The following is a 20125-nucleotide window of genomic DNA, read 5'->3' as shown; positions in this document are numbered from 1 at the left end:
CATCATCCGCGCGTCACGCGGTGGCCTGGCCGCGCTGCGACGCAATATAGGCGGCCAGCGTCGCGACGCTGGCGAACCGGGCGCGGACTTCGTCCTTCTCGCCCTTCATAGTGATTCCATAGCGCTTCTGCAGCGCCAGGCCGAGTTCCAGCGCGTCGATGGAATCGAGCCCCAGCCCTTCCACGAAGAGCGGCGCGTCGGTCTCGATATCTTCCGCCTTGATATCTTCCAGAGACAGCGAGGTAATAATGAGTTCCTTGATTTCCTGCTCAAGCGACTTCACGGCGGATCTCCCGAGAAAAATAGTCAGATAGTGAATGATTCAACCGGCGTACGGCCTTTACGGGCTCCAGGCCTTGCGGCACCCACTGGGCGACGCTGACATCGGCATGAACGTCGATGACAAAGCGCGGCCGCCGCCGTGGGACGTGGTACCACTTCTCGCCTTTAGTCAGCGTAGGCGGTACGCAGCGGATCACCACCGGTGTCAGCGCAATATCGCCGCGTACGGCCACGTTGGCCGCGCCGCGCTGCAATTGCAGCGGCGCGCCGGGCCGCGTGCGGGTGCCTTCCGGAAAGATGATCAGGCTGCTGCCGGCGCGGAGTGATGCGATGCAGTCGTCGACCATCGCCACGCCACCGCTGTCGTTGCGTACCCAGCCGGTGGCCTGCACGGCCCCCCGCGTGAATGGATTCCGCGCCAGCGCCCCCTTCACGACGCAGTTCGCGTCGGGTGTCAGCGCCAGCAGGAAGACCGCATCGATCAGCGACGGATGATTGGCCACGATCAGCAGGCCGGGCCGGCGCAGCCGATCCGCATTGCGGATTTCGTAGTCCAGCACACCCAGAGTGCGCATCAGCCACAGGAATCCCCAAAGCGTGGAATGAATCACGCGGCGACAGGCCCGCTGCGCCCTGGCACGCGCCCAGAGCATCAGCGAGAGCAGCGGGAATACCAGAACGCCCAGCACCAGGCCCCCGATGCCGAAGATCGCAAAGCAGAATGCCGTGGCGACAACGCGCCACGCGCGGCCGAGGCGGTCAAACATGGCGACCCCACTTCCAGATCGCATGATCCGTGCGATGCAACAGTTGCGACTTGCCGGCCCCTGCGTCACTGGACAGGACGAAATGCAATACCTCCAGGCCGTGTGGCAGCAGCGGCTTGCCCTGACCGTCCACGGGGCCGTCCCCCGACTTGTCGGTCACCTCGATCGCGGGATCGGCCAACTCGAGCGTCCACACTGGCGCTCCTGCACGCGGCAAGCCCACGCGCCACGCCCACCCATACAGGCACTGCGGTTCGTCGGCATACGTCAGGTACGGCTCGGGAAGCGGCGTGTCATAGCAGACCAGCAGAACCTCGTCGGCACCATCGGCCAGCAAGCTGCAGGCCTCGACGATGGCGGCCTCGACGGTGTCCTTCCCACCGGACAACGCCTGGATATTGGATGCCGCGCTCCGGTCGATGGAAAACATCGCCCCGATCGCGTTGTGCACGGACAGACCGAACGCCGTGGGCGACAGCGGTTCGCCGGCGGCAAGCTCGCTCAGCATCGAAAAAGCGCGGCGCGAATCCCCGTGACGCGACGCGAAGACGGCCGGCATTACGCCTGCGTCATTGGCGGCGATCTCGTAGGCGGGATGTAGCGCGGCACGTCCTGTGGCATTGACACGGCGACGCAACATCGGCGCCATCGCGGCAAGCGCGGGCAGATCAGCACCTTCCGGCAGCCATGGGGCTCGGCTCCATGCCAGCCAGTCGGCGTGTGTCTGCAACGCCGGCGCACATGCCGCCCATGCGCGGATCTCGAATTCAAGTGTCATGCCTTGCGCGTGGGAGGATTGTGACCCGGTCCGCCGCCAGATTCTGATAGGTTGGATATCTGGTCGGCGGCGCATTCTCTCATGCTCCTGCGCGCACTGGCTGTGCCAGAAAAGTAACGGAATTTCGGAAATGTAACAGGGCGGATGCAGCACTTTCTTGCCGCTCCGCCCTGTTGACTTGCCGTGGCCGCCGTAGCAGCCGTCGCGGTACTTAGCGCGCCGGCAGGATTTTACCTGTTACCTCGCCGAAGCCGACGCGATACCCTTCGCCCTGACACCAGCCCGTCATGGTCACGGTATCGCCATCCTCGAGGAAACCGCGCTTCGCGCCATCAGCCAAGGTGACGGGTTCCGCACCATTACGCGTGGTTTCCAGCAGGCTGCCGCACGAATCCGACGTAGTGCCGCTGATCGTGCCGGAGCCCATCAGGTCGCCAATGCGCACATTGCAGCCCGATACCGTGTGGTGGGCCAGTTGCTGCGCCATGGTCCAGTACATCGCCTTGAAGTTGGTGCGGCACACCGTGCTGGCCGCCGTGGCGCCGGCTGGTTGCAGCGCCACTTCCAGGTCGATGTCGTAGGCGTTTTGCCCTTGCTGCTGCAGATACGGCAACGGCTCCGGCGATTGCGCCGGGTTTTCGCGGCGGAACGGCTCCAGCGCGTCCATCGTCACCACCCACGGCGAAATTGAGGTGCCGAAGGACTTGCTGTTGAACGGACCGAGCGGCACGTACTCCCACTGCTGGATATCGCGGGCGCTCCAGTCGTTGAGGATCACCAGACCGAACATATGGGCCGGGGCATCGCCTGTGCTCACCGGCTCGCCGAGGTTCGAGGGCTTGCCGACGATAAAGGCCATCTCGAGCTCGTAATCAAGCTTGCGGCAGGGGCTGAAGATCGGGCGTGCCTCGTTCGGCAGCTTGATCTGGCCATTGGGACGATGCAGCGCGGTGCCGCTGACGACCACCGAACTCGCACGGCCGTTATAGCCGATCGGGATTTCGAGCCAGTTTGGCAGCAGCGCGTTTTCGGGATCGCGGAACATGCGGCCAACGTTGGTGGCGTGTTCGCGCGACGAATAGAAGTCCGTATAGCCGGGAATATCCACCGGCAAATGCAGCGTGGCGGCCGACATCGGCACGAGTGCCTTGTCGCGCAGCGCCACGTTGCCGGAGAGCCGCTGGTCATCGGCGGACAGCAGCGCGGTCAGGCGCGCGCGCACGTCGGTCCAGACCGGCTTGCCCAGCGCGATAAAGCGGTTGAGGCTCGACGCTGCAAACGCGCCCTTGGCCGCCGTCGGCATCAGGCCGGCATCGTCCAGCGCAGCCAGATCGACGATCTGGTTGCCGATCGCCACGCCCACGCGTGCCGCGCCGCCCGTGGTCGAAAAGATGCCATACGGCAGGTTCTGCAGTGGGAAATGGGTCTGGCCGTCGTTCGCGGAATCGACCCAGCTAGTCTTGGGGGCAGTCATTATCTTGTTACTCCTATTGGTGCGAGAGTCGCGTCAGATCAACGCACGTTCGGGTTGAAATGCTTCTTCAGGCCTTGCCAGCAGGTGTAGTAATCGTGCTGGAGCAGCGCCGACTCGGCAGCGTGCCGCGTCGGACGGATCACGCCCGGGGTTTCGAACATGAATGCCATCGTGTCCGTGATGTGGTGCGGCTTGCTGGTGTCAGAGGCGGACGCACGCTCGAAGGTCTCCGCATCAGGGCCGTGACCGCTCATGCAGTTGTGCAAGCTCGCTCCGCCCGGCACAAAGCCTTCGGCCTTGGCGTCATACTCGCCCGCGATCAAACCCATGAATTCGCTGGCGATATTGCGGTGGAACCAGGGCGGACGGAACGTGTCTTCCGCAGCCAGCCAGCGCGGGCCGAAGATCACGAAGTCGATCGTGTCCACGCCCGGCGTATCCGACGGCGATTGCAGCACCAGGAAAATCGACGGGTCCGGATGGTCGTAGCTGATCGAGCCGATCGTGTTGAAGAGGCGCAGATCGTACTTGTACGGCACATAGTTGCCGTGCCACGCCACCACATCGAGCGGCGAGTGGCCAATGTCGGCACGCCACAGATTGCCCTGGAAACGGGCGACCAGTTCGAAGTCGCCTTCGCGATCCTCGTAGCTGGCGACCGGCGTCAGGAAATCACGCGGGTTGGCCAGCCCGTTGGAGCCGATTACGCCGAGGTCGGGCAGCTTGAACATCGCGCCGTAGTTTTCGCAGATATAGCCACGCGCCGCGCCGTCGGGCAGTTCCACGCGGAAACGCACGCCGCGCGGGATCACCACGATCTCCTGCGGCTCCACCGCCAGGCGCCCCATCTCGGTGACGATCAGCAGACGGCCCTCCTGCGGCACGATCAGCATTTCGCCATCGGCGTTGTAGAAGAAGCGGTCCCGCATCGACGCGTTGGCCAGATACAGATGGATCCCGCACCCGGACAGCGCTTCCGGACCGCCGTTACCAGCCATCGTGACGATGCCATCGACGAAGTCGGTGGGAACGGTCGGCATGGCCGGCGCACTCCAGCGCATCTGATTGGGCGATGGCGCCACTTCGTCGAACCGGCTCAGCCAACGATCCTGCTCGATCAACGTGAACGGCTTGTGCATGGCTGCCGGGCGAATGCGATACAGCCACGAACGGCGATTGTGGGCGCGCGGCGCGGTGAACGCGGTGCCCGATAGCTGTTCGGCATACAGGCCATACGGCGCGCGCTGCGGCGAGTTGCGTCCTACCGGCAACGCGCCGGGCAACGCCTCCGTGGCGAACTCATTGGCAAAACCGGACATGTACTCCGCCACGGCGGTGTCGGCCACATTGAGTTGGGTCTGGGTCATGAAGTCTTCCTCTCACTTTGCTCGTACCTGCGACGCGGCGAGCATCCTGGGCGGCAAGGAGACTGGCTGCTGGCGAACGCCAGGCCCGTCCTGTGACGATGTCTCCGCTTTATCTTCGATTTACGTATTATGAAATCGATTTACCAAATCGTAATCATCGTCTTGCGCAATGTCAAACCACAATTACGATAGGCGACAGCGCGCGAGCAAACGCGCAGTTGCACGGATGTGCCGCGAAAGCAGGACAGACAGAGAAGAAAGTCTTTCGGAAAGGGGCTGCCAATCACGCCGGAGAATCGGCGAGGCAGAATGCCGGCTGCATGGACGACAGCGGCGATGGCTGCGCCCAGGCCAGCCAGGAGGAAAAGGTCATCGCGCCCAAACGCAGGGGCGACTGGACCTCGGCACGGCGAACAAACGTTCGCCGTGCCGAGAAATCCGGAGCCCTACCGGGCTCAGACGGGCTTGTGACCTTCGGGCGTCGAGCCCGAACCGAACCCGCCAGGGGCCGGCGCGGCAGGCGCGGTGGTTGCCGGGCCCGCCATGGATGCGGCTGTTACGCCGCCATTACGGCTGGCAATGAATGCGTTCACGTCTGCCGCAAGATGCTGCGGAGCAAGTACGACCTCGAGGCCCAGTGCCTCACAGGCCGCGAGGAACGTGGACATACGCGGATCGGCTTGTCCCGATTCCGCCCGTAGATAAGCTTCCCGGGATATCCCGGCCTTACGGGCGACGTCCTCCTGCTTGAGCTTGCGCGCTCGACGCAACGCCCGCAGTTGCCGGAACGGTTCGCTAGCGCCTCTTGGCACGGCTGTACTGTTCATGTCGGTCTCCAGTCACCAGTGAAAAAAAAGTGCGCGGACGTGCATTCGAGTATAGAGCACGTAAAGCGTTCCGTAAGGTCTTCTGGAACACTTTTGCAGATTTCCTATGATGGCTCGCTCCGTTCTTCCAGACTCTCATCCAAAAGACGGATAGAGCACAACTTCCTCCTCCCGCCACACACATAACGGGACCGCCTGTTTTGCGTTGACGTCACATCAGTATCGTCAATGTGTGGCACAAGGCAAGTTGACAAACCGACCGGTCGTGCTATTCTCAAACCCATGCAAAAAGGCCAACTCACTCGCACCGCCATCATCGAGCAGGCATTCCGATCCGCGACGCAGGTCGGGTTCGAACAGTTGTCGCTCGCGACCCTGGCGGCGGACACGAGTATGTCCAAGAGCGGGTTGTACGCGCACTTCAAATCGAAGGAGGCGCTGCAGGAAGCCGTGCTCGAACACGCGATGGAGCGATTTGGCGAGATCGTGATCAACCCTGCCATGCGGCAGCGCCGTGGCGCGCCTCGATTGCTGGCGCTGTTCGATGGCTACCTGGCATGGCTGGGCGGCACGGTTGTGGAGGGCCGCTGTATTTTCATGGCCCTCTCCCAGGAGTACGCAAATCGCCCCGGAGTCATACGCGACAAGGTTGTGCAGGCATTCAAGGATTGGCACAGCACGATCGTGCGCGTGATTGGCGATGCGGTGGATGAAGGTGTATTACGCGCCGATACCGACGCGCACCAGTTTGCGTTCGAAATGGAAGGTATCGGCATGTCCTTCCAGTCGTCATTCAAGCTGATGGGCCGTGCCAGCGCCGAAACGATGGCGCGGCGCGCCTTTGCAAGACTGGTCAATGACCTGAAAGAGAATCGCGCCGAACCGCTCGTTGCGACACGCTAAGGCGGAAACAGCAGCGTTCGAGCATCCGCACGATAAGTATCGGTGATGGAAGCGCGGTGTATCCAACGGCATTTTTGCCACTTTTTCTTGCCCAAAAAATAGCACGACTGGTCGGTCGTGACGTACAAAAAACTTCAGGAATCACAGGGTCTTGCTGCCGGCCTGACCGGTTGAAGCATCCGCAGGAGGAGTTTGTCGTGTCGCAAGTGCTGTCATCGTCAACCCAAACCCGCCCCGCCCGTGCATCCGCACCCGGCGAGACGGCCTCCAATCGCCGACGCGCCGGCGCCACACTTTTCCGTTTGGCCGGAGCGATAAGTCATGCCAGCCGACGTCTGAGCTGGCAGGCCGGCAGCCTGATTTTCCCCGTGGCGACATCCCGGGCGCTGGAGCGCCTGTGGTTCAGCCCACCCCGCGCGCGATCCACGCCCGACGGTCTGCGCTTGCTCGACAGCGCCCGCGCAGAATGGGCACTGGTCACCGGCCAGGGCGCCAGCCGGCGCGTGCGCGTCTATCGCTGGGGCAGCAAGGGACCCGTGGTTCTGCTTGCGCACGGCTGGGGCGGCGAAGCCGGCCAGTGGCACGCCGTGGTCAGCGGCTTGCTGGCGGCGGGTATGCGCGTGGTGGCATTTGACGCGCTATCGCATGGAGCCTCGGACGCAGGCGCGCGCGGGCAGGATCAAAGCTCGATTATCGAGATGGCCCGATCGCTGCTGGCCGTTGCCTGGCACGTCGGCCCGGTCCATGCGGTGGTAGCCCACTCAATGGGCGGCGCGGCCACGGCCCATGCAATCCGCGAAGGCTTGCCCGTGCGCGGCGTGGTCATGCTCGGCTCTCCCGCCGACATGCACAGCGCCTGCTCCACCCTCGCCTGGCAACTTGGCGTGGCGCCACACGTGCAGGCCCGCATGGAGCGTCGCAGCGAACAGTGGCTGGGCACGCAGTGGTCCACGTTCAACGTGCCCGACGTGGGACGCACGCGACCGGTACCACCCGCGCTGGTGATTCATGATCGCGAGGACAAGGAAGTCCGTTGGGAGGACGGTGCGGCAATCGCAGGCGCATGGCCAGCCGCGCGGCTGGTAACAACCCAGGGCCTCGGGCATCGCCGGATCCTGCGTGACGCTACCGTGATTGGCCACATTGCCGGCTTCGTGAACGATCTGCAGGCGATACCACCCGTGCATCGCATGACAAGCGCGCGGACGTCGCCGGCGACCACCATCTGATCTCGCCCCGACTGCAAGCAAAGCAAAAGGGGCGGGCCTCGCGAGAGGCCCGCCCCTTCATATTGGTGTCGCGCGCTGCCTGGCAGTTAATTGCAGATATACCGCTATCAGAAGCCGGAGAGCACAAGTTTGCCGATCGTTCGCCCGCCTTCGAGCAGCGCATGGGCGCGACGCAGATTGGCCGCATTGATGGTGCCGAGGTTGTCACCCACCGTAGTCCGCAGCTTGCCGGCATCGATCAACCGCGCCACCTCATTCAGCAGCCGGTGTTGCGCAATTATGTCCGGCGTCTGGAACATCGCCCGCGTGAACATTAATTCCCAGACAAAGCCGGCGCTCTTGTTCTTGAGCGCCGAAATGGCCAGGGGGCCGGTATTCTCCACGATCGTGCAGATCGTTCCCTGCGGGGCGATAGCCTCGGCCATGGCGTTGAAATGGCGATCGGTGTCGTTGAAGCAGAGGACGAAGTCCACATGCGCGAAACCCAGCGCGCGCAGTTGGGCCGGGATGTCGCCGTGATGATCAATCGTATGGTCGGCCCCAAGCCCGCGGCACCAGGCTTCAGATTCCGGCCGGGACGCCGTGGCAATCACCGTCAAGCCAGCCAGAACCTTGGCAAGCTGGATGCCGATCGACCCTACCCCACCCGCGCCACCAATAATCAACACCGATTTTCCGGCGTCCTCGCCTTTCGGCGAGATACGCAGGCGATCGAACATCGCTTCCCAGGCCGTGATGGCTGTCAGCGGCAAGGCTGCCGCTTGCGGGAAATCGAGCGAAGCCGGCTTATGGCCGACGATCCGTTCGTCTACCAGGTGGTACTCGCTATTCGCGCCCGGGCGCGTAATGCTGCCGGCGTAGAACACGGGATCGCCTACCTTGAACAGCGTGACATCCGCGCCGACAGCCACGACGGTGCCAGCGGCATCCCAGCCCAACACGCGCGGCGCATCCTCGACCTTGTCTTTCGGCGCCCGGACCTTGGTGTCCACGGGATTCACCGAGATTGCCTCCACCTTGACCAGCAGGTCATGGCCGCTGGCCTCGGGCTGGGCGATCTCGACATCGACGAGCGACTGCGGATCGCTGATGGGCAGGTAACGGGTCAGACCAATGGCTTTCATGGCGGCATCCTTTGAAGGGAGAGATAAGCGGATGCTAGTCGCAAACGATCCCGACGATTAGCCGGAAGATCCCGCAATCACTTTCCCGCATATCGGGAAAATAGAACGACAAAAAAGCCCGCACGAGGCGGGCCAAGGTTTTACAGCGCACTCACTCAGGTCAGGTCCTCCGGTACAGGACGGTATCCCATCGGCGCGCCCGCGCTATCCTGGACAAATCTCCTCGCATGGGCTTCACGCATCGGCTTGAGTACGAAGATTGCCATCAGGGCCGAAACCGCTGCCATGCCGGACGCCAGCATGAACACTGCATACCAGTCGCCCGTTGCCGCCGTAATGACACTGGAGAACGGCACCAGCAGTGCGGCGGTGCCTTTCGCAGTGTAGAGCAGCCCTGCATTGGTCGCGGCGAACTTCGGTCCGAAGGTATCGCCGCACGTCGCCGGGAACAGACTATAGATTTCGCCCCAGGCGAAGAACACGATGCCGGTCAGGATCACAAACGCCGTTGGGTTCTGCCCATACTTGGCCAGCAGCAGGATGCCGACGGCTTCGACCGCGAACGCCAGGAACATGGTGTTCTCGCGACCAATGTTGTCGGAAATCCAGCCGAAAAACGGGCGTGTCAGACCATTTAGCACACGGTCGATGGTCAGCGCCAAGGTCAACGCTGGCAGGGTCAGACCAAGGATGGAGACCGGCGAGTCGTGCAGACCGAAGTCCTTGGCGATGGGCCCAAGCTGCGCCGTTGCCATCAGTCCGCCCGCCGCCATCATCACGAACATGGCGTACATGACCCAGAAAATCGGCGAGGACAGCACCTGGCGCGGCGTGGCGTTGTAGGTGGCCGCAGCCTTCAGCGTACTCTTTACATCCGAGAGGATCTTGGCCGACGGCGGATAGAGCAACATGCCGAGCATCACCACAACGATCCCCTGCCCGAGCCCAAACCACAGGAACGTGGCCTCGTAGCCGCTGGACTTGATCATGTTGGCAATTGGCACCACGGTGGCGGCGGAACCCGCGCCGAAACCGGCGGCCGTCAGTCCCGCCGCTAGCCCTCGACGATTCGGGAACCACTTGAGCGCATTGCCCACGCAGGTCCCGTAGACTGCCCCGGCCCCGACGCCACCCACCGCTGCCGCGAAGTACAGCATCGGCAACGATGAGGCCACCGAGTTCAACGCCCAGGCCACCGCGCAAAGCAGGCCGCCACAAACAACCACCGGGCGTGGCCCGTACTTGTCGACCAGATACCCTTCGATGGGCACCAGCCAGGTCTCCGTGACCACGAAGATCGTGAATGCCACCTGGATCGCGGTGCGACCCCAGTGGTACTTCTCGTCAATCGGATTGACGAACAACGTCCAGCCGTACTGCATGTTGGCAATCATCGCCATGCAGATCACACCGAACACGAGCTGCGTCCATGGCGATGCAAACCATGACGTCGGCGCGCTTCCGTTCTGCTGAGGTTCCATGGTGTCTCCTTCTGGCAACCTTGGTCGCCGTTGTGGATGGGCATCTGCGGAGATGCCTCTGGTGTATCGCGTCGCTTCACCCTGCTGATCTCGAACAGCTGAGCCGTTCTAGTGCTATACGGTATGTGATATATCAACTGTGTCAAGGCGATTTGGATGCCTGCCTGACCTATCGTGCAGACATTCTTGACGACGGTTTTCGAGGGGCTGGATCAATGGTGCGCAGGGTGCATCAAACGCACTGCCCTACCCCGGCAAGCCTCATTCCGGATCAATGACTTAGGTACAAATCCGGCATCAATGCACGACCGGAAAAAGCCGGCGCGAAATGTTGCGGCGCACGTCGTGAATCGACCGCCCTAGGGAAAGTCCCAAGCGGCGAATCAGACAGGCAACGGATGAGTGGCGGGTGGTTCAGAACACCACCGCATGAACCCGAAAGGGAATCGGGAAGATCGGAGACCGATTCGACAGGCTTGCGTGGAAGCGTCTGAACGAAACGAAGCGGAAACAAGGGAGGAACGGCCGTGGGGAAACTGCTCGGTACTGCTGGACATCAGGAGTTGCCGGCCGTCACAAGGCTCCTGCTGGTAAAACTCGCCTGGGAGTATCAGGCGTGCGCGAGTTGCGGCTGCACCGATGTGGAGGTGCTCGGCGTTGCGCGGCCCGCACCGTCAATTTCCTGCGTGGACCCGAGTCCGGCGAAACGACCATGGTCTTGCGCCGTGGCCAGCAGGCGCATCGGCAGGCGCGTTGCCAACAGGTAGGTCACGGCGACACCCGTCGCGATCAAACCGAGGGCGATGGCGGAAAGCAGTACGGCGTTCATGAAAACTCCTAAGTGAGATAGATCAAGGAGTCCTCAGTATATGCTGCACTGCGGCGTCTGTAAATATTTTGTATGTGATATATCAATAGACGTGTCGCTCTAAAAGCAACAACGCACCCCGTAGGGTGCGTTGCGCATCTCAAATTGAACGTCCGTCGCATCAAAAGTTGATCGGAATACGCCTGCGGCAGTGCCGCACGTGAATTCGATTCAATGCCCTACCCCACTTTCTTCAGCAACCCCTGATTGCCGTAATCGCCACGCTCGTACTCCTGGGCACGCAGGTTGTCCCACACCGCCGCCGCATTTGGCTTGAGCGACCGGGCCTTGCGGCGCACGAGCATGACGTTCGAGGTCACCTGCGGACGCAACGGGCGCAGCACTGCCGAGGGCGCAATACCAGCGGCCTGCGCCCGCGATGGCACCACACCGATCCCTAGCCCCATCGCCACCATGCCGAATACCGCAGCAAAGTGGCCCAGTACCTGCAACGAGCCCGGGCGTACGCGATAGGCGGCCAGCGCGCGCTCCACCGCGGGCTGGATGCCGGAACTCTGATCGAGCGTCAGCACCGATGCATCGCCCAGTTCGCCCCACCCCAGTGACTCCCGCGCGGCCAGAGGATGCCCCGCCGGCAGCACGGCCTGGAAAGGATCCACGCACAGGGGTTCACAGTAAAGATCGTCGCAAGGCGCCGGATTGCTGGCGATGCCGAAATCGACCTCTCCGCTACGCACACGCTGCAGCACGCATTCATGCGAGCAGTCGCGCAGCGTGATGCCGATGCCGGGCCACGCCTTGCGGCAGCCAGCCACCCACATCGGCAGCGTCATCGATGACAACACCGGATCGGTGGCGATCTGCACCGTGCCTTCACACGGTTTGCCGGTGCCGTGGCTATCGCGCAGTGTCTGTTCGACTTCCTCGACCAGATGGCAGATCCGTTGCGACAGCATCTCGCCCGCATCGGTCAACTCCACCTGGCGCGTGGTGCGATCGAACAGCCGCTGGTCGATCTCCTCTTCCAGTTCGCGCACGCTCCGGCTGATAGCCGACTGTGTCAGCCCAAGCTCGGCCGCAGCACGCGTGAAGCTCTTTTGGCGAGCCACCGCAGCGAAAGCCTTCAACTGGGGAAGCGATACATTCATGCTGCCGCTCCTTTCCGCATTCGCCGGACCGGTTATTCACCCTTGCCGGTCGAGAACCCGGCCATGTATGTCGCGTGATCGCTGACCGGCTGCGCCATCGCGTGGCCGGTGATGAAGCGGCGACGCATCGGCTGCAGCACGAACTTGGCGGAAAGCCCGGCCGCCACGGTCATTACGGCCGCCACCGTGAACACCAGGTTCCAGCCACCGTGGTGGGACAGCACGGACGCCAGCGGCACCAGCAGCGCGGCGGTGCCCTTCGCCGTGTAGAGCGTGCCGGCGTTGGCCGCGGCAAACTTGCTGCCAAACGTATCGGCGCAGAGCGCCGGGAAGATCGAAAAGATCTCGCCCCAGAACAGGAAGGTCAGCGCGGCGAAGAGCATGAACCAGTAGGGGTCATGGCCCAGTTCGAGGAGCCCGATCAGCGACAGTCCTTCACCAATGAAGATCACGAACATCGTGTTCTCGCGGCCGATGCGGTCGGAAATAAAGCCGCACAGCGGACGCGTGAGCCCGTTGCAAAGATTGTCAATCGACAGCGTCATCGTCAGCAGCGGCAGTGTCATGCCAAGCATCGTGACCGGCATCGAGGCAAACCCGAAGTCCTTGGCAATCGGCCCAAGCTGCGCGGTAGCCATGATGCCGCCCGCGGCCACCGCCACGAACGAGGCATAGATCACCCAGAAGACCGGCGTGCGCACCATCTGGCCCGGCGTGAACTCAACCGGGTTGGTCAGGATGGCCTTGTTCGCCACCACGCCCTTGGGCGGCTGCGGCTTCACCAGCAGCAGCGCCATCGCGAAGATCAGCACACCCTGCAGGATGCCGAATGTGAAGAAGGCGTGCTCATAGCCGGACTTCTGGATCATGTTGGCAATGGGAATCACCGTCAGCGCCGAGCCCGCGCCGAAGCCCGCAGCGGTCAGTCCTGCCGCCAGGCCGCGCTTGTCCGGGAACCACTTCAGCGCATTGCCGACGCACGTGCCATAGACACCGCCGGCGCCAATCCCCGCGATCACGGCAGCCGTGTACAGCATCGGCAGGGTCGTGGCGTACGAGTTCATCACCCACGCCAGTCCGGCACAGATCGCGCCGCCGGCCACCACGGGGCGGGGCCCGAACTTGTCGACGAGCCAGCCTTCCAGCGGCACGAGCCAGGTTTCGGTGACGATGAAAATGGAAAATGCAACCTGGATCGCCGATTCGCCCCAGTGGTGCCGGGCATTCATGGGGGTGACGAACAATGTCCAGCCATACTGGAGGTTGGCCACCAGCCCCATGCAGATCACGCCGATGAAGAGCTGGAACCAGCGGTTGCGAAGCAGCCCGCCGTTGAAGTTGCCCACGGCGGGGCCTGCCGCGTTGGTGTGCGCCATGTCGTGTCTCCTTGCATTAGTGTCTTTCGCGCTCTGGTGGCGCGACTGCTGGGCTGGCCTTGTGGACGCCCGACTTTTTCACTACTGAATGAGCGCGCCTGACATTGCGGCACGTTGCATCTGTGGATTGATGCTACTTCAAACTTAGATCAGCACAGCATAAAGTTTTTTATTATGATCATTGACGATCATTTATAGATTGCAGGATATCGTGCGATGAAGAACGCGACGCTTCGCCAGCTGAAAGTGTTCGAAACGGTGGCCCGCCATCTGAGCTTCTCACGCGCGGCGGAGGAGCTTCATCTCACGCAACCTGCTGTTTCCACACAGGTTCGACAGCTCGAACTCCATGTCGGCCTGCCCCTCTTCGAGCAGCTTGGAAAGCGCATCTACCTGACGCCGGCCGGCACCGAGATGCTGCATTACAGCCGATGCATCATCCAGCAGTTCCGCGAGGCCGAAGACGCGATGGCGCAGCTTAAGGGTATATCCGGGGGCCGCCTCAACGTCGCGGTTATCAGTGCCGGTGACTACTTCTTCCCCCGCCTGCTGGCCGAGTTCATGAACCGGCACGAATCGGTCACGCTCAATCTTGCCGTGCACAATCGCGAGGAACTGCTGCATCAGCTAGCCGGCAACCTGACCGATCTGGCGGTGATGGTTCGCCCGCCGGAAGGCATGGATACGATCGCCGAAGCATTCGCCCCCCACCCCTACGTGATTGTCGCCGCGCCGAACCATCCGCTGGTGGACCAGCGCAATATCCCGCTGGCTGACCTGGCCGAGGAAGCATTCGTCTCGCGCGAGAAAGGCTCGGACACCTGGAATTCGATGCAGGAAGGCTTCGCGGGCCGCTTGTCGAACCTGCGCATCGCGATGGAGATCAAGAGCACCGAGACCATCAAGCAGGCGGTAATCGCGAACATGGGCATCGCCTTCCTGTCAGCCCACACGGTGGGCCTGGAACTTCAGGCCGGCAAGCTGGCCGTGCTCGACATCCAGGGCTTCCCGGTGATGCTCAACTGGTACGTGGTGCACCGCAAAAACAAGCGCCTGCCACCCGTGGCCCTGGCATTCAAGCATTTCCTCATGGAAGAAGGCGCCACGCTGATCCAGCAGATCACTGGCGTGGAGGGGCTGATTCGCCCGCGCGCCATCCATAAATGATTGCTTATGATTTTGCGATGAAACTTTAATTATCGTAAATCGATCGTCCCATCTAAGCTGCAGGCATCAAACCGGCATCAAGCCGCCCCACCTGCCATGCAAGGAGACGATCATGAACCAACTCCAGCCCGCCGCACCGATTACCGCCCCGGCAGTCAGCGAGAAGGGCCAGCCTGATCGCGAAATGCAGCTCGCCGCGTACAACGCCGCGTTCGCCGAACTCGGGCTGCGCTTCCGCTGGGACATGCAGATGTTCGACTGGCTCTGCGGCATCGAATGCGAGAAGACCCGCGTCACGCGCTATATCGAAGACTTCCACGCGCACCTGTTGAAGGCCTACGAGGCATCGTTCCTGAGCGAACTCATCTTCGATAAGAAGAGCGAGTACATGCGGGCAATGGCAGGCGCCGGCGTCAACTGATCACGTCAGCGGACTGCTCACGCATTCCCAGCAGGGAATCCATCCACGCAAAGGGGCGCGGATCGTAGGCCGTCAGTGGAGGCAGAATGTCCCCCTTCTCGAACTCGCGCCTGGAGCCCGAGATGCTTGCGGCACCTCTGACGCACCACAGTCCGCGTTGCGGACACTGCTCGCCCGTACTCGCCTCAGTACCGAGTGGCAGCGGCTTCCGCTCCGGCGCCGAGGTCGCCGTCTGCGCGGTCTTTGCTGAAGTGGTCAGCGGCAGGCCGGTGGCCGGATCAAGATTCCTGGCCTGGCTCAGGCGGTTGATGAGTTCGTCCGATGGCTTTTCCAGTGGGACCGCGGCATCCTGTTCTTTCTGCCACTGGAAGGTGCCATCCCAGGGCGGCAGCTTCGCAGGAGGCAGTGGCACGATCTGATCGATGTCCGGCACTTTGGGGTTGCGGCCGTCGTTGCGTATCAGGAACCGCCAGATCAGCTCGTAGCGCCGCGACCGTTCGGGATCGTTTGGAAGGGCGAGGTAATAGAGTTTCTCAGTTGGCGGAGGCCCCTGAAAGCCATGTTCAAGAAATGAGACCGATGTGGTGTCTCCCGCCATAACGCCCTTCTGGAAAGCGGCAATGGATTCCGCATATTGGCGATCGCCCTTCAGGCTGATGCCCAGAATCCCGGCGGCTTTGCCAAAGCCTTGATCGGTCGCACACTGGTACATTTGCCTGGCGATATCGGGGGCCTTGTCCCACGGTTCCAGCAAGTCCCCTACGTAGAACTGCGCATCGGCATTGCCCAGATCGGCAGCCTTGCGGAAGTAGCGCAGCGCCATCTCCTTGTCCTGCTTCAGCCCATATCCCAAGTTCAGGTAGTAGCCGATGTCGTAGTAGCCCGACGGCACGCCCGCATCGATCAACTGACTGGCCAACGCGACGCTCTCCCGCTGTGGGAGCGGCGATGCCGCCAATCCTTCCGAGACCAGCTTCTGCAGGTTGCCGTTGGCCTTGTAATGACCATGAGCCGCCGCGATCCGGTAGTAGCGCGCTACGTCATCGAAGTCCTTGGGTCCCTCAAGCTTCTGCAGATAGCGGGCGTACTTGAACAACGCATCGGCCTCCGGATCAAGCGGCGGCAGATGGTCCGCCTCGCGGACGCAGGTAAAGGCCAGATTGGCGCGAACGGTGGCCAGATCGGGGACGGTCGGCATAGAGGTTTCCTTGGAACACGCGGTGAGCGTGAAGGCCGCCAGCAGTACGGCCAGTGCGATGCGCATCGGTCAGTCCTTGTAGGTCCGCTTCGGGTCGTCGCGGTGGAATTCGATCAGAGAGGCATGGGGCGCTTCTTTCCCGGTCTTCTTGCGTCTCGCGTTCTCTCCGATGATCTTCCCCCACTGCTTAAATGCCTTCGCCGGATCATCGTGATCGCCCATCCCCTTCGTATGGTCATGCCAAAGTTTCCGGCGCAATGGCCGCGTCACCACGTCGTTCTCGTGGCTCTGTAGGCAATGAGTTCCCAGGTCACGTCAGCGGATTGCTCACGCATTCCCAGCAGGGAATCCATCCACGCAAAGGGGCGCGGATCGTAGGCCGTCAGTGGAGGCAGAATGTCCCCCTTCTCGAACTCGCGCCTGGAGCCCGAGATGCTGGCGGCACCTCTGACGCACCACAGTCCACGTTGCGGACACTGCTCGCCCGTGCTCGCCTCAGTACCGAGTGGCAGCGGCTTCTGCTCCGGCGCCGAGATCGTCGTCTGCGCGGTCTTTGCTGAAGTGGTCAGCGGCAGGCCGGTGGCCGGGTCTAGATTCTTGGCCTTGCTCAGGCGGTTGATGAGTTCGTCCGATGGCTTGTCGGGCGGGACCGCGGCATCCTGTTCCTTCTGCCACTGGAAGGTGCCATTCCAGGGCGGCAGCTTCGCAGGGGGCAGTGGGACGATCTGATCGATGTCCGGCACTTTGGGGTTGCGGCCGTCGTTGCGTATCAGGAACCGCCAGATCAGCTTGTAGCGCCGCGACCGTTCGGAATCTTGTGCAAGGGAGAGGTAATGCAGCTCCTCGGCTGGCGGTGGCCCCTTAAAGGAATCCGCAAGAAAGAAGGCCGACATGCTATTCCCAGCTTGCACTCCCTTCTGAAAGGCCTCTAACGCTTCCGCATAATTGGATCGATTCTTGAGAACAAATCCCAATGTACTCGCTGCCTCCCCATGCCCTTGATCGGCGGCGCACTGTCGCATTTGCCTAGCGATTTCCGGCGCCTTATCCCGGGGAGCTAGCAGCTTCCCGACATAAAACTGCGCATCCGCATTGCCCAGATCGGCAGCTTTGCGGAAATAACGCAGCGCCATCTCCTTGTCCTGTTTGAGTCCATATCCCAGGTTCAGGTAATAGCCGATGCCGTAGTAGCCCGACGGCACGCCCGCGTCGATCAACTGACTGGCCAGCGCGACGCTCTCCCGCTGTGGGAGCGGCGATGACGCCATGCCTTCCGAGACCAGCTTCTGCAGGTTGCTGTTGGCCTTGTAATGACCATGAGCCGCCGCGATCCGGTAGTAGCGCGCTACGTCATCGAAGTCCTTGGGTCCCTCAAGCTTCTGCAGATAGCGGGCGTACTTGAACAACACATCGGCCTCCGGATCAAGCGGCGGCAGATGGTCCGCCTCGTAGACACAGGTAAAGGCCAGATTGGCGCGAACGGTGGCCAGATCGGGGACGGTCGGCATAGAGTTTTCCTTGGAGCAGGCGGTCAAGGTAAGGGCGGCTAGCAGCACGGCCAGTGCGATATGCATCGGTCAGTCCTTGTAAGTCCGCTTCGGGTCATCGCGGCGGAATTCGATCAGAGAGGCATGGGGAGGTTTTCCGCCGTCTTCTTGTCGACTCTTGTTTTCTTCTATGATTTCTGTCCACTGCGCAAATGCTTCCGCCGGATCATCCTGATCGCCCATCCCCCTCGTATGGTCATGCCAGAGTTTCCGGCGCAATGGCCGCGTCACTGCCTCGTTCTCGTGGCAGATGTTCAGCTCGCTGTCGCCCTCCATGCTGCGCGTGTTGATATTGGCCGATCCCAGCGTCATGAAGACATCGTCCACGATCATCAGCTTGGCGTGGATATACACGTCCTGCCACTTGTCCGGCGGCGAGTCGGGTGCTACGAGGGTGCAGATGTGGACCTTCAAGCCGTCAATCGGCGCGGGCAAGACAGCCTTTGGTGGCTCCTTCATCTGCGCTTTTGCCTCCGCTTGTTTCGCGCGGGCCTGCTGAAGCTTCTCTTCGGCTCGAGCCAGCAACTTCTGCACATATGCATCGCCCAGATGGGTGAACTGATATACCCCGGCAATCGCTCTCTGGGCTTCCCTCGCTTGTGTTCTAGCCGCGTCATACTGGCGCTGCAGATCGGCCTGACGAACGTCTTCCTGCTCCAGCTTCGCCACGCCCGGAATGACTTCGGCCCGTCCCAGCGCGTTGAGCATGCGGTAGGTGTTGACCGTACCATCGCCCATACCCTCGTCGCTGGAGTTCGTGATCACAAAGAGATGGATGGCCCCGTGTTGACCGGGGTCGCGCCCCCACTGGATTTGCTTCTTGACCGCTTCATTGATCTTGTCCGCCAGGGGCTTGAACCGAAAGTACTGATTCTCGATATAGATGAACTGCGTCGCATTGTTCACCGCCTGGAGATACATCTTCTCGATGTCCTGCTTGCCGTTCTGAGAGTGTGTGCGCAGCACCTGGGCCATCACCTTGTCGCCTAGCGACGGTAGCATTCTGAGACCGGCTGCGGCTGGCTTGCGCGCCTTACCCAGACCGGTGCCGGTTTCCCGATCCCACGCCTCGCAGAAGTTATCGTTGAGGTATTGGAGAATCGGCCCAGTCACCCGGCTTGAGATGTCGTGCCTCGGTGTCGCGCCATTGCGACCAAGATACCCCCACGGCATCTTGGTCGCACTGTGGTCATCGGTGTCCCAGTACGGGTCCAGCATGTTGTGTCCCATCACGTATCCAACCGCCTTGTTCGGGACCTCGTAATCGACCAACACCATTTTCTGGTGATGCGTCGGCGCGGCAAGGCCCATGGCCGCCCCTCCGGCAGCCTTGTTGCCCGCGCCGCGCTGCTTGTCCGCACCGAACAGGCTGGTCCTGAAGGCAATCTCCAGCCGGCTCGGCAAATCGAAGTCCCGCGTCATGAACTCGACATTCTTCAGCGCCGCCACCTGCCAGACCGAGGGGATGTGTCTGGCGATGACCGATGGGTCCATGACCACATTGCGAAACGTCAGCCTTCTCGGATCTTTCTGCGCGACCGACCAGTACCACCAGCGATCGAAGTCCTCGGCATGCCTGCTCGGGTGCGGTCTTGGCCTCATGTGAGCGGCGGGCCGGTGTGGCATGTTTGGCTCGGGGCCGAATCTGTTGTTGATTTCCGGTAGGCCAAGCACCTGCCCACCCCAACACAGCAAGCGCACCTTAACGCCGCGCTTGCCTACGTCCTCCAGCAATTCGCCAATGCATTTTGTTCCCTGTCCGCCTGCGCCACGCTTGAAGAACATGGACGGCTGGAAACCCCAGCAGATGATGTCCACACTTTTCTCGGCAAGGAAAATCGCGTCGTAAATGTCACGAAATGCCGTCTCGCCGTTCACCAGCGGCTTGAAGGTGGCGGGCGCCGGGTTGTATTCGGTACGCTGGACGAACCACGGCAGGGTGATCGTTGCACTGCGCGTGCATGACAAGGCAATAGGTACGGTAATGAAGGGTTGTGTCATGCTTCCGGCTCCGGATGGAACGTCTCGTGGTAAGCCCGCCGATGGGCTGCCCGGTCAGCTGCAGCACCGTCGCTGCCGTGCGCTGCCTCGTGAAAATGAATGCCAGCGTGATCGAACCGGGGCTGCAAGGAGCCAACATCTAGCGACGATATGCGCTCCCGAGCATCGAACGCTACCCGCAAACTGTGGTGCCGGGAATGCGATTC

At 62.0% G+C, this 20125-nt stretch carries 19 protein-coding genes; 4 read left to right on the top strand and 15 right to left on the bottom strand.

Annotated elements, in window-relative coordinates:
• Window positions 1–13: 13 nt before the first annotated feature.
• The 6 genes from WD006_RS25755 to WD006_RS25730 form a co-directional block, all read right to left on the bottom strand.
• On the bottom strand, window positions 14–283 hold the full coding sequence (locus tag WD006_RS25755; protein WP_011518861.1) for a phosphopantetheine-binding protein: 270 nt from the start codon (window positions 281–283) through the stop codon (window positions 14–16).
• Entirely contained in the window at window positions 270–1049 is a 780-nt protein-coding gene (locus WD006_RS25750) for a lysophospholipid acyltransferase family protein (RefSeq protein WP_011518860.1), read from the bottom strand. Before WD006_RS25750 ends, WD006_RS25755 begins: the two co-directional genes overlap by 14 nt.
• A complete protein-coding gene (locus tag WD006_RS25745) occupies window positions 1042–1827 on the bottom strand; it encodes a beta-ketoacyl synthase chain length factor (RefSeq protein ID WP_035833853.1) in 786 nt (261 codons plus the stop codon). The genes WD006_RS25750 and WD006_RS25745 overlap by 8 nt, the downstream gene beginning before the upstream one ends.
• A gap of 211 nt (window positions 1828–2038) precedes the next feature.
• Window positions 2039–3301, bottom strand: coding sequence for a fumarylacetoacetase (fahA, locus tag WD006_RS25740; protein ID WP_029309548.1), 1263 nt, complete (start codon window positions 3299–3301; stop codon window positions 2039–2041).
• A 38-nt stretch (window positions 3302–3339) separates the two neighbouring features.
• Window positions 3340–4668, bottom strand: a complete 1329-nt coding sequence (gene hmgA / locus WD006_RS25735) for a homogentisate 1,2-dioxygenase (protein WP_011518857.1) — start codon at window positions 4666–4668, stop codon at window positions 3340–3342.
• Between the two features lie 455 nt (window positions 4669–5123).
• Window positions 5124–5495 carry a helix-turn-helix domain-containing protein gene (locus WD006_RS25730; RefSeq protein ID WP_011518855.1) on the bottom strand — a complete coding sequence of 124 codons (372 nt, stop codon included), beginning with the start codon at window positions 5493–5495 and terminating at the stop codon, window positions 5124–5126.
• Window positions 5496–5777: 282 nt separating this feature from the next.
• Between WD006_RS25730 and WD006_RS25725 the strand changes: the two genes are divergently transcribed.
• Window positions 5778–6398, top strand: a complete 621-nt coding sequence (locus tag WD006_RS25725) for a TetR/AcrR family transcriptional regulator (RefSeq protein WP_035833851.1) — start codon at window positions 5778–5780, stop codon at window positions 6396–6398.
• 197 nt (window positions 6399–6595) lie between these two features.
• Entirely contained in the window at window positions 6596–7627 is a 1032-nt protein-coding gene (locus WD006_RS25720; RefSeq protein ID WP_035833871.1) for an alpha/beta fold hydrolase, read from the top strand.
• 107 nt (window positions 7628–7734) lie between these two features.
• Here the strand turns inward: WD006_RS25720 and WD006_RS25715 are convergent, their stop codons facing one another.
• The 5 genes from WD006_RS25715 to oxlT (WD006_RS25695) form a co-directional block, all read right to left on the bottom strand.
• Window positions 7735–8751 carry a zinc-binding alcohol dehydrogenase family protein gene (locus WD006_RS25715; RefSeq protein WP_011518852.1) on the bottom strand — a complete coding sequence of 339 codons (1017 nt, stop codon included), beginning with the start codon at window positions 8749–8751 and terminating at the stop codon, window positions 7735–7737.
• A gap of 155 nt (window positions 8752–8906) precedes the next feature.
• Window positions 8907–10232, bottom strand: coding sequence for an oxalate/formate MFS antiporter (gene oxlT, locus WD006_RS25710; protein WP_375199016.1), 1326 nt, complete (start codon window positions 10230–10232; stop codon window positions 8907–8909).
• Between the two features lie 610 nt (window positions 10233–10842).
• On the bottom strand, window positions 10843–11061 hold the full coding sequence (locus tag WD006_RS25705) for a hypothetical protein (protein ID WP_011518850.1): 219 nt from the start codon (window positions 11059–11061) through the stop codon (window positions 10843–10845).
• Between the two features lie 218 nt (window positions 11062–11279).
• On the bottom strand, window positions 11280–12209 hold the full coding sequence (locus WD006_RS25700; protein WP_011518849.1) for a LysR family transcriptional regulator: 930 nt from the start codon (window positions 12207–12209) through the stop codon (window positions 11280–11282).
• A 32-nt stretch (window positions 12210–12241) separates the two neighbouring features.
• Complete coding sequence (gene oxlT, locus WD006_RS25695; protein WP_011518848.1) at window positions 12242–13585, bottom strand: oxalate/formate MFS antiporter; 1344 nt, start codon at window positions 13583–13585, stop codon at window positions 12242–12244.
• Window positions 13586–13801: 216 nt separating this feature from the next.
• Between oxlT (WD006_RS25695) and WD006_RS25690 the strand changes: the two genes are divergently transcribed.
• Together WD006_RS25690 and WD006_RS25685 are read left to right on the top strand one after the other, a co-directional pair.
• The gene (locus WD006_RS25690; RefSeq protein WP_011518847.1) at window positions 13802–14752 is read left to right on the top strand and encodes a LysR family transcriptional regulator; all 951 of its coding nucleotides are present in this window, start codon (window positions 13802–13804) and stop codon (window positions 14750–14752) included.
• 112 nt (window positions 14753–14864) lie between these two features.
• A complete protein-coding gene (locus WD006_RS25685) occupies window positions 14865–15173 on the top strand; it encodes a hypothetical protein (protein WP_029309544.1) in 309 nt (102 codons plus the stop codon).
• Here the strand turns inward: WD006_RS25685 and WD006_RS25680 are convergent.
• From WD006_RS25680 to WD006_RS25665, 4 genes are read right to left on the bottom strand one after another with little or no spacing between them, the layout of a single operon-like run.
• Window positions 15166–16437, bottom strand: coding sequence for an SEL1-like repeat protein (locus tag WD006_RS25680; protein WP_231108893.1), 1272 nt, complete (start codon window positions 16435–16437; stop codon window positions 15166–15168). The two genes, WD006_RS25685 and WD006_RS25680, sit on opposite strands and share 8 nt — an antisense overlap.
• A gap of 3 nt (window positions 16438–16440) precedes the next feature.
• Window positions 16441–16644, bottom strand: coding sequence for a hypothetical protein (locus WD006_RS25675; protein WP_231108894.1), 204 nt, complete (start codon window positions 16642–16644; stop codon window positions 16441–16443).
• Entirely contained in the window at window positions 16638–17945 is a 1308-nt protein-coding gene (locus WD006_RS25670) for an SEL1-like repeat protein (protein ID WP_231108895.1), read from the bottom strand. Before WD006_RS25670 ends, WD006_RS25675 begins: the two co-directional genes overlap by 7 nt.
• Before the next feature lie 3 nt (window positions 17946–17948).
• Window positions 17949–19919: a phospholipase D-like domain-containing protein gene (locus WD006_RS25665; RefSeq protein WP_029309541.1), complete on the bottom strand. Its 1971-nt coding sequence runs from the start codon at window positions 19917–19919 to the stop codon at window positions 17949–17951.
• Window positions 19920–20125 lie beyond the last annotated feature (206 nt).

Origin of the sequence: Cupriavidus sp. Met-2 (assembly GCF_049843575.1) — a bacterium.
GTDB lineage: Bacteria > Pseudomonadota > Gammaproteobacteria > Burkholderiales > Burkholderiaceae > Cupriavidus > Cupriavidus metallidurans.
This window is presented reverse-complemented; position numbering and strand designations above follow the sequence as displayed.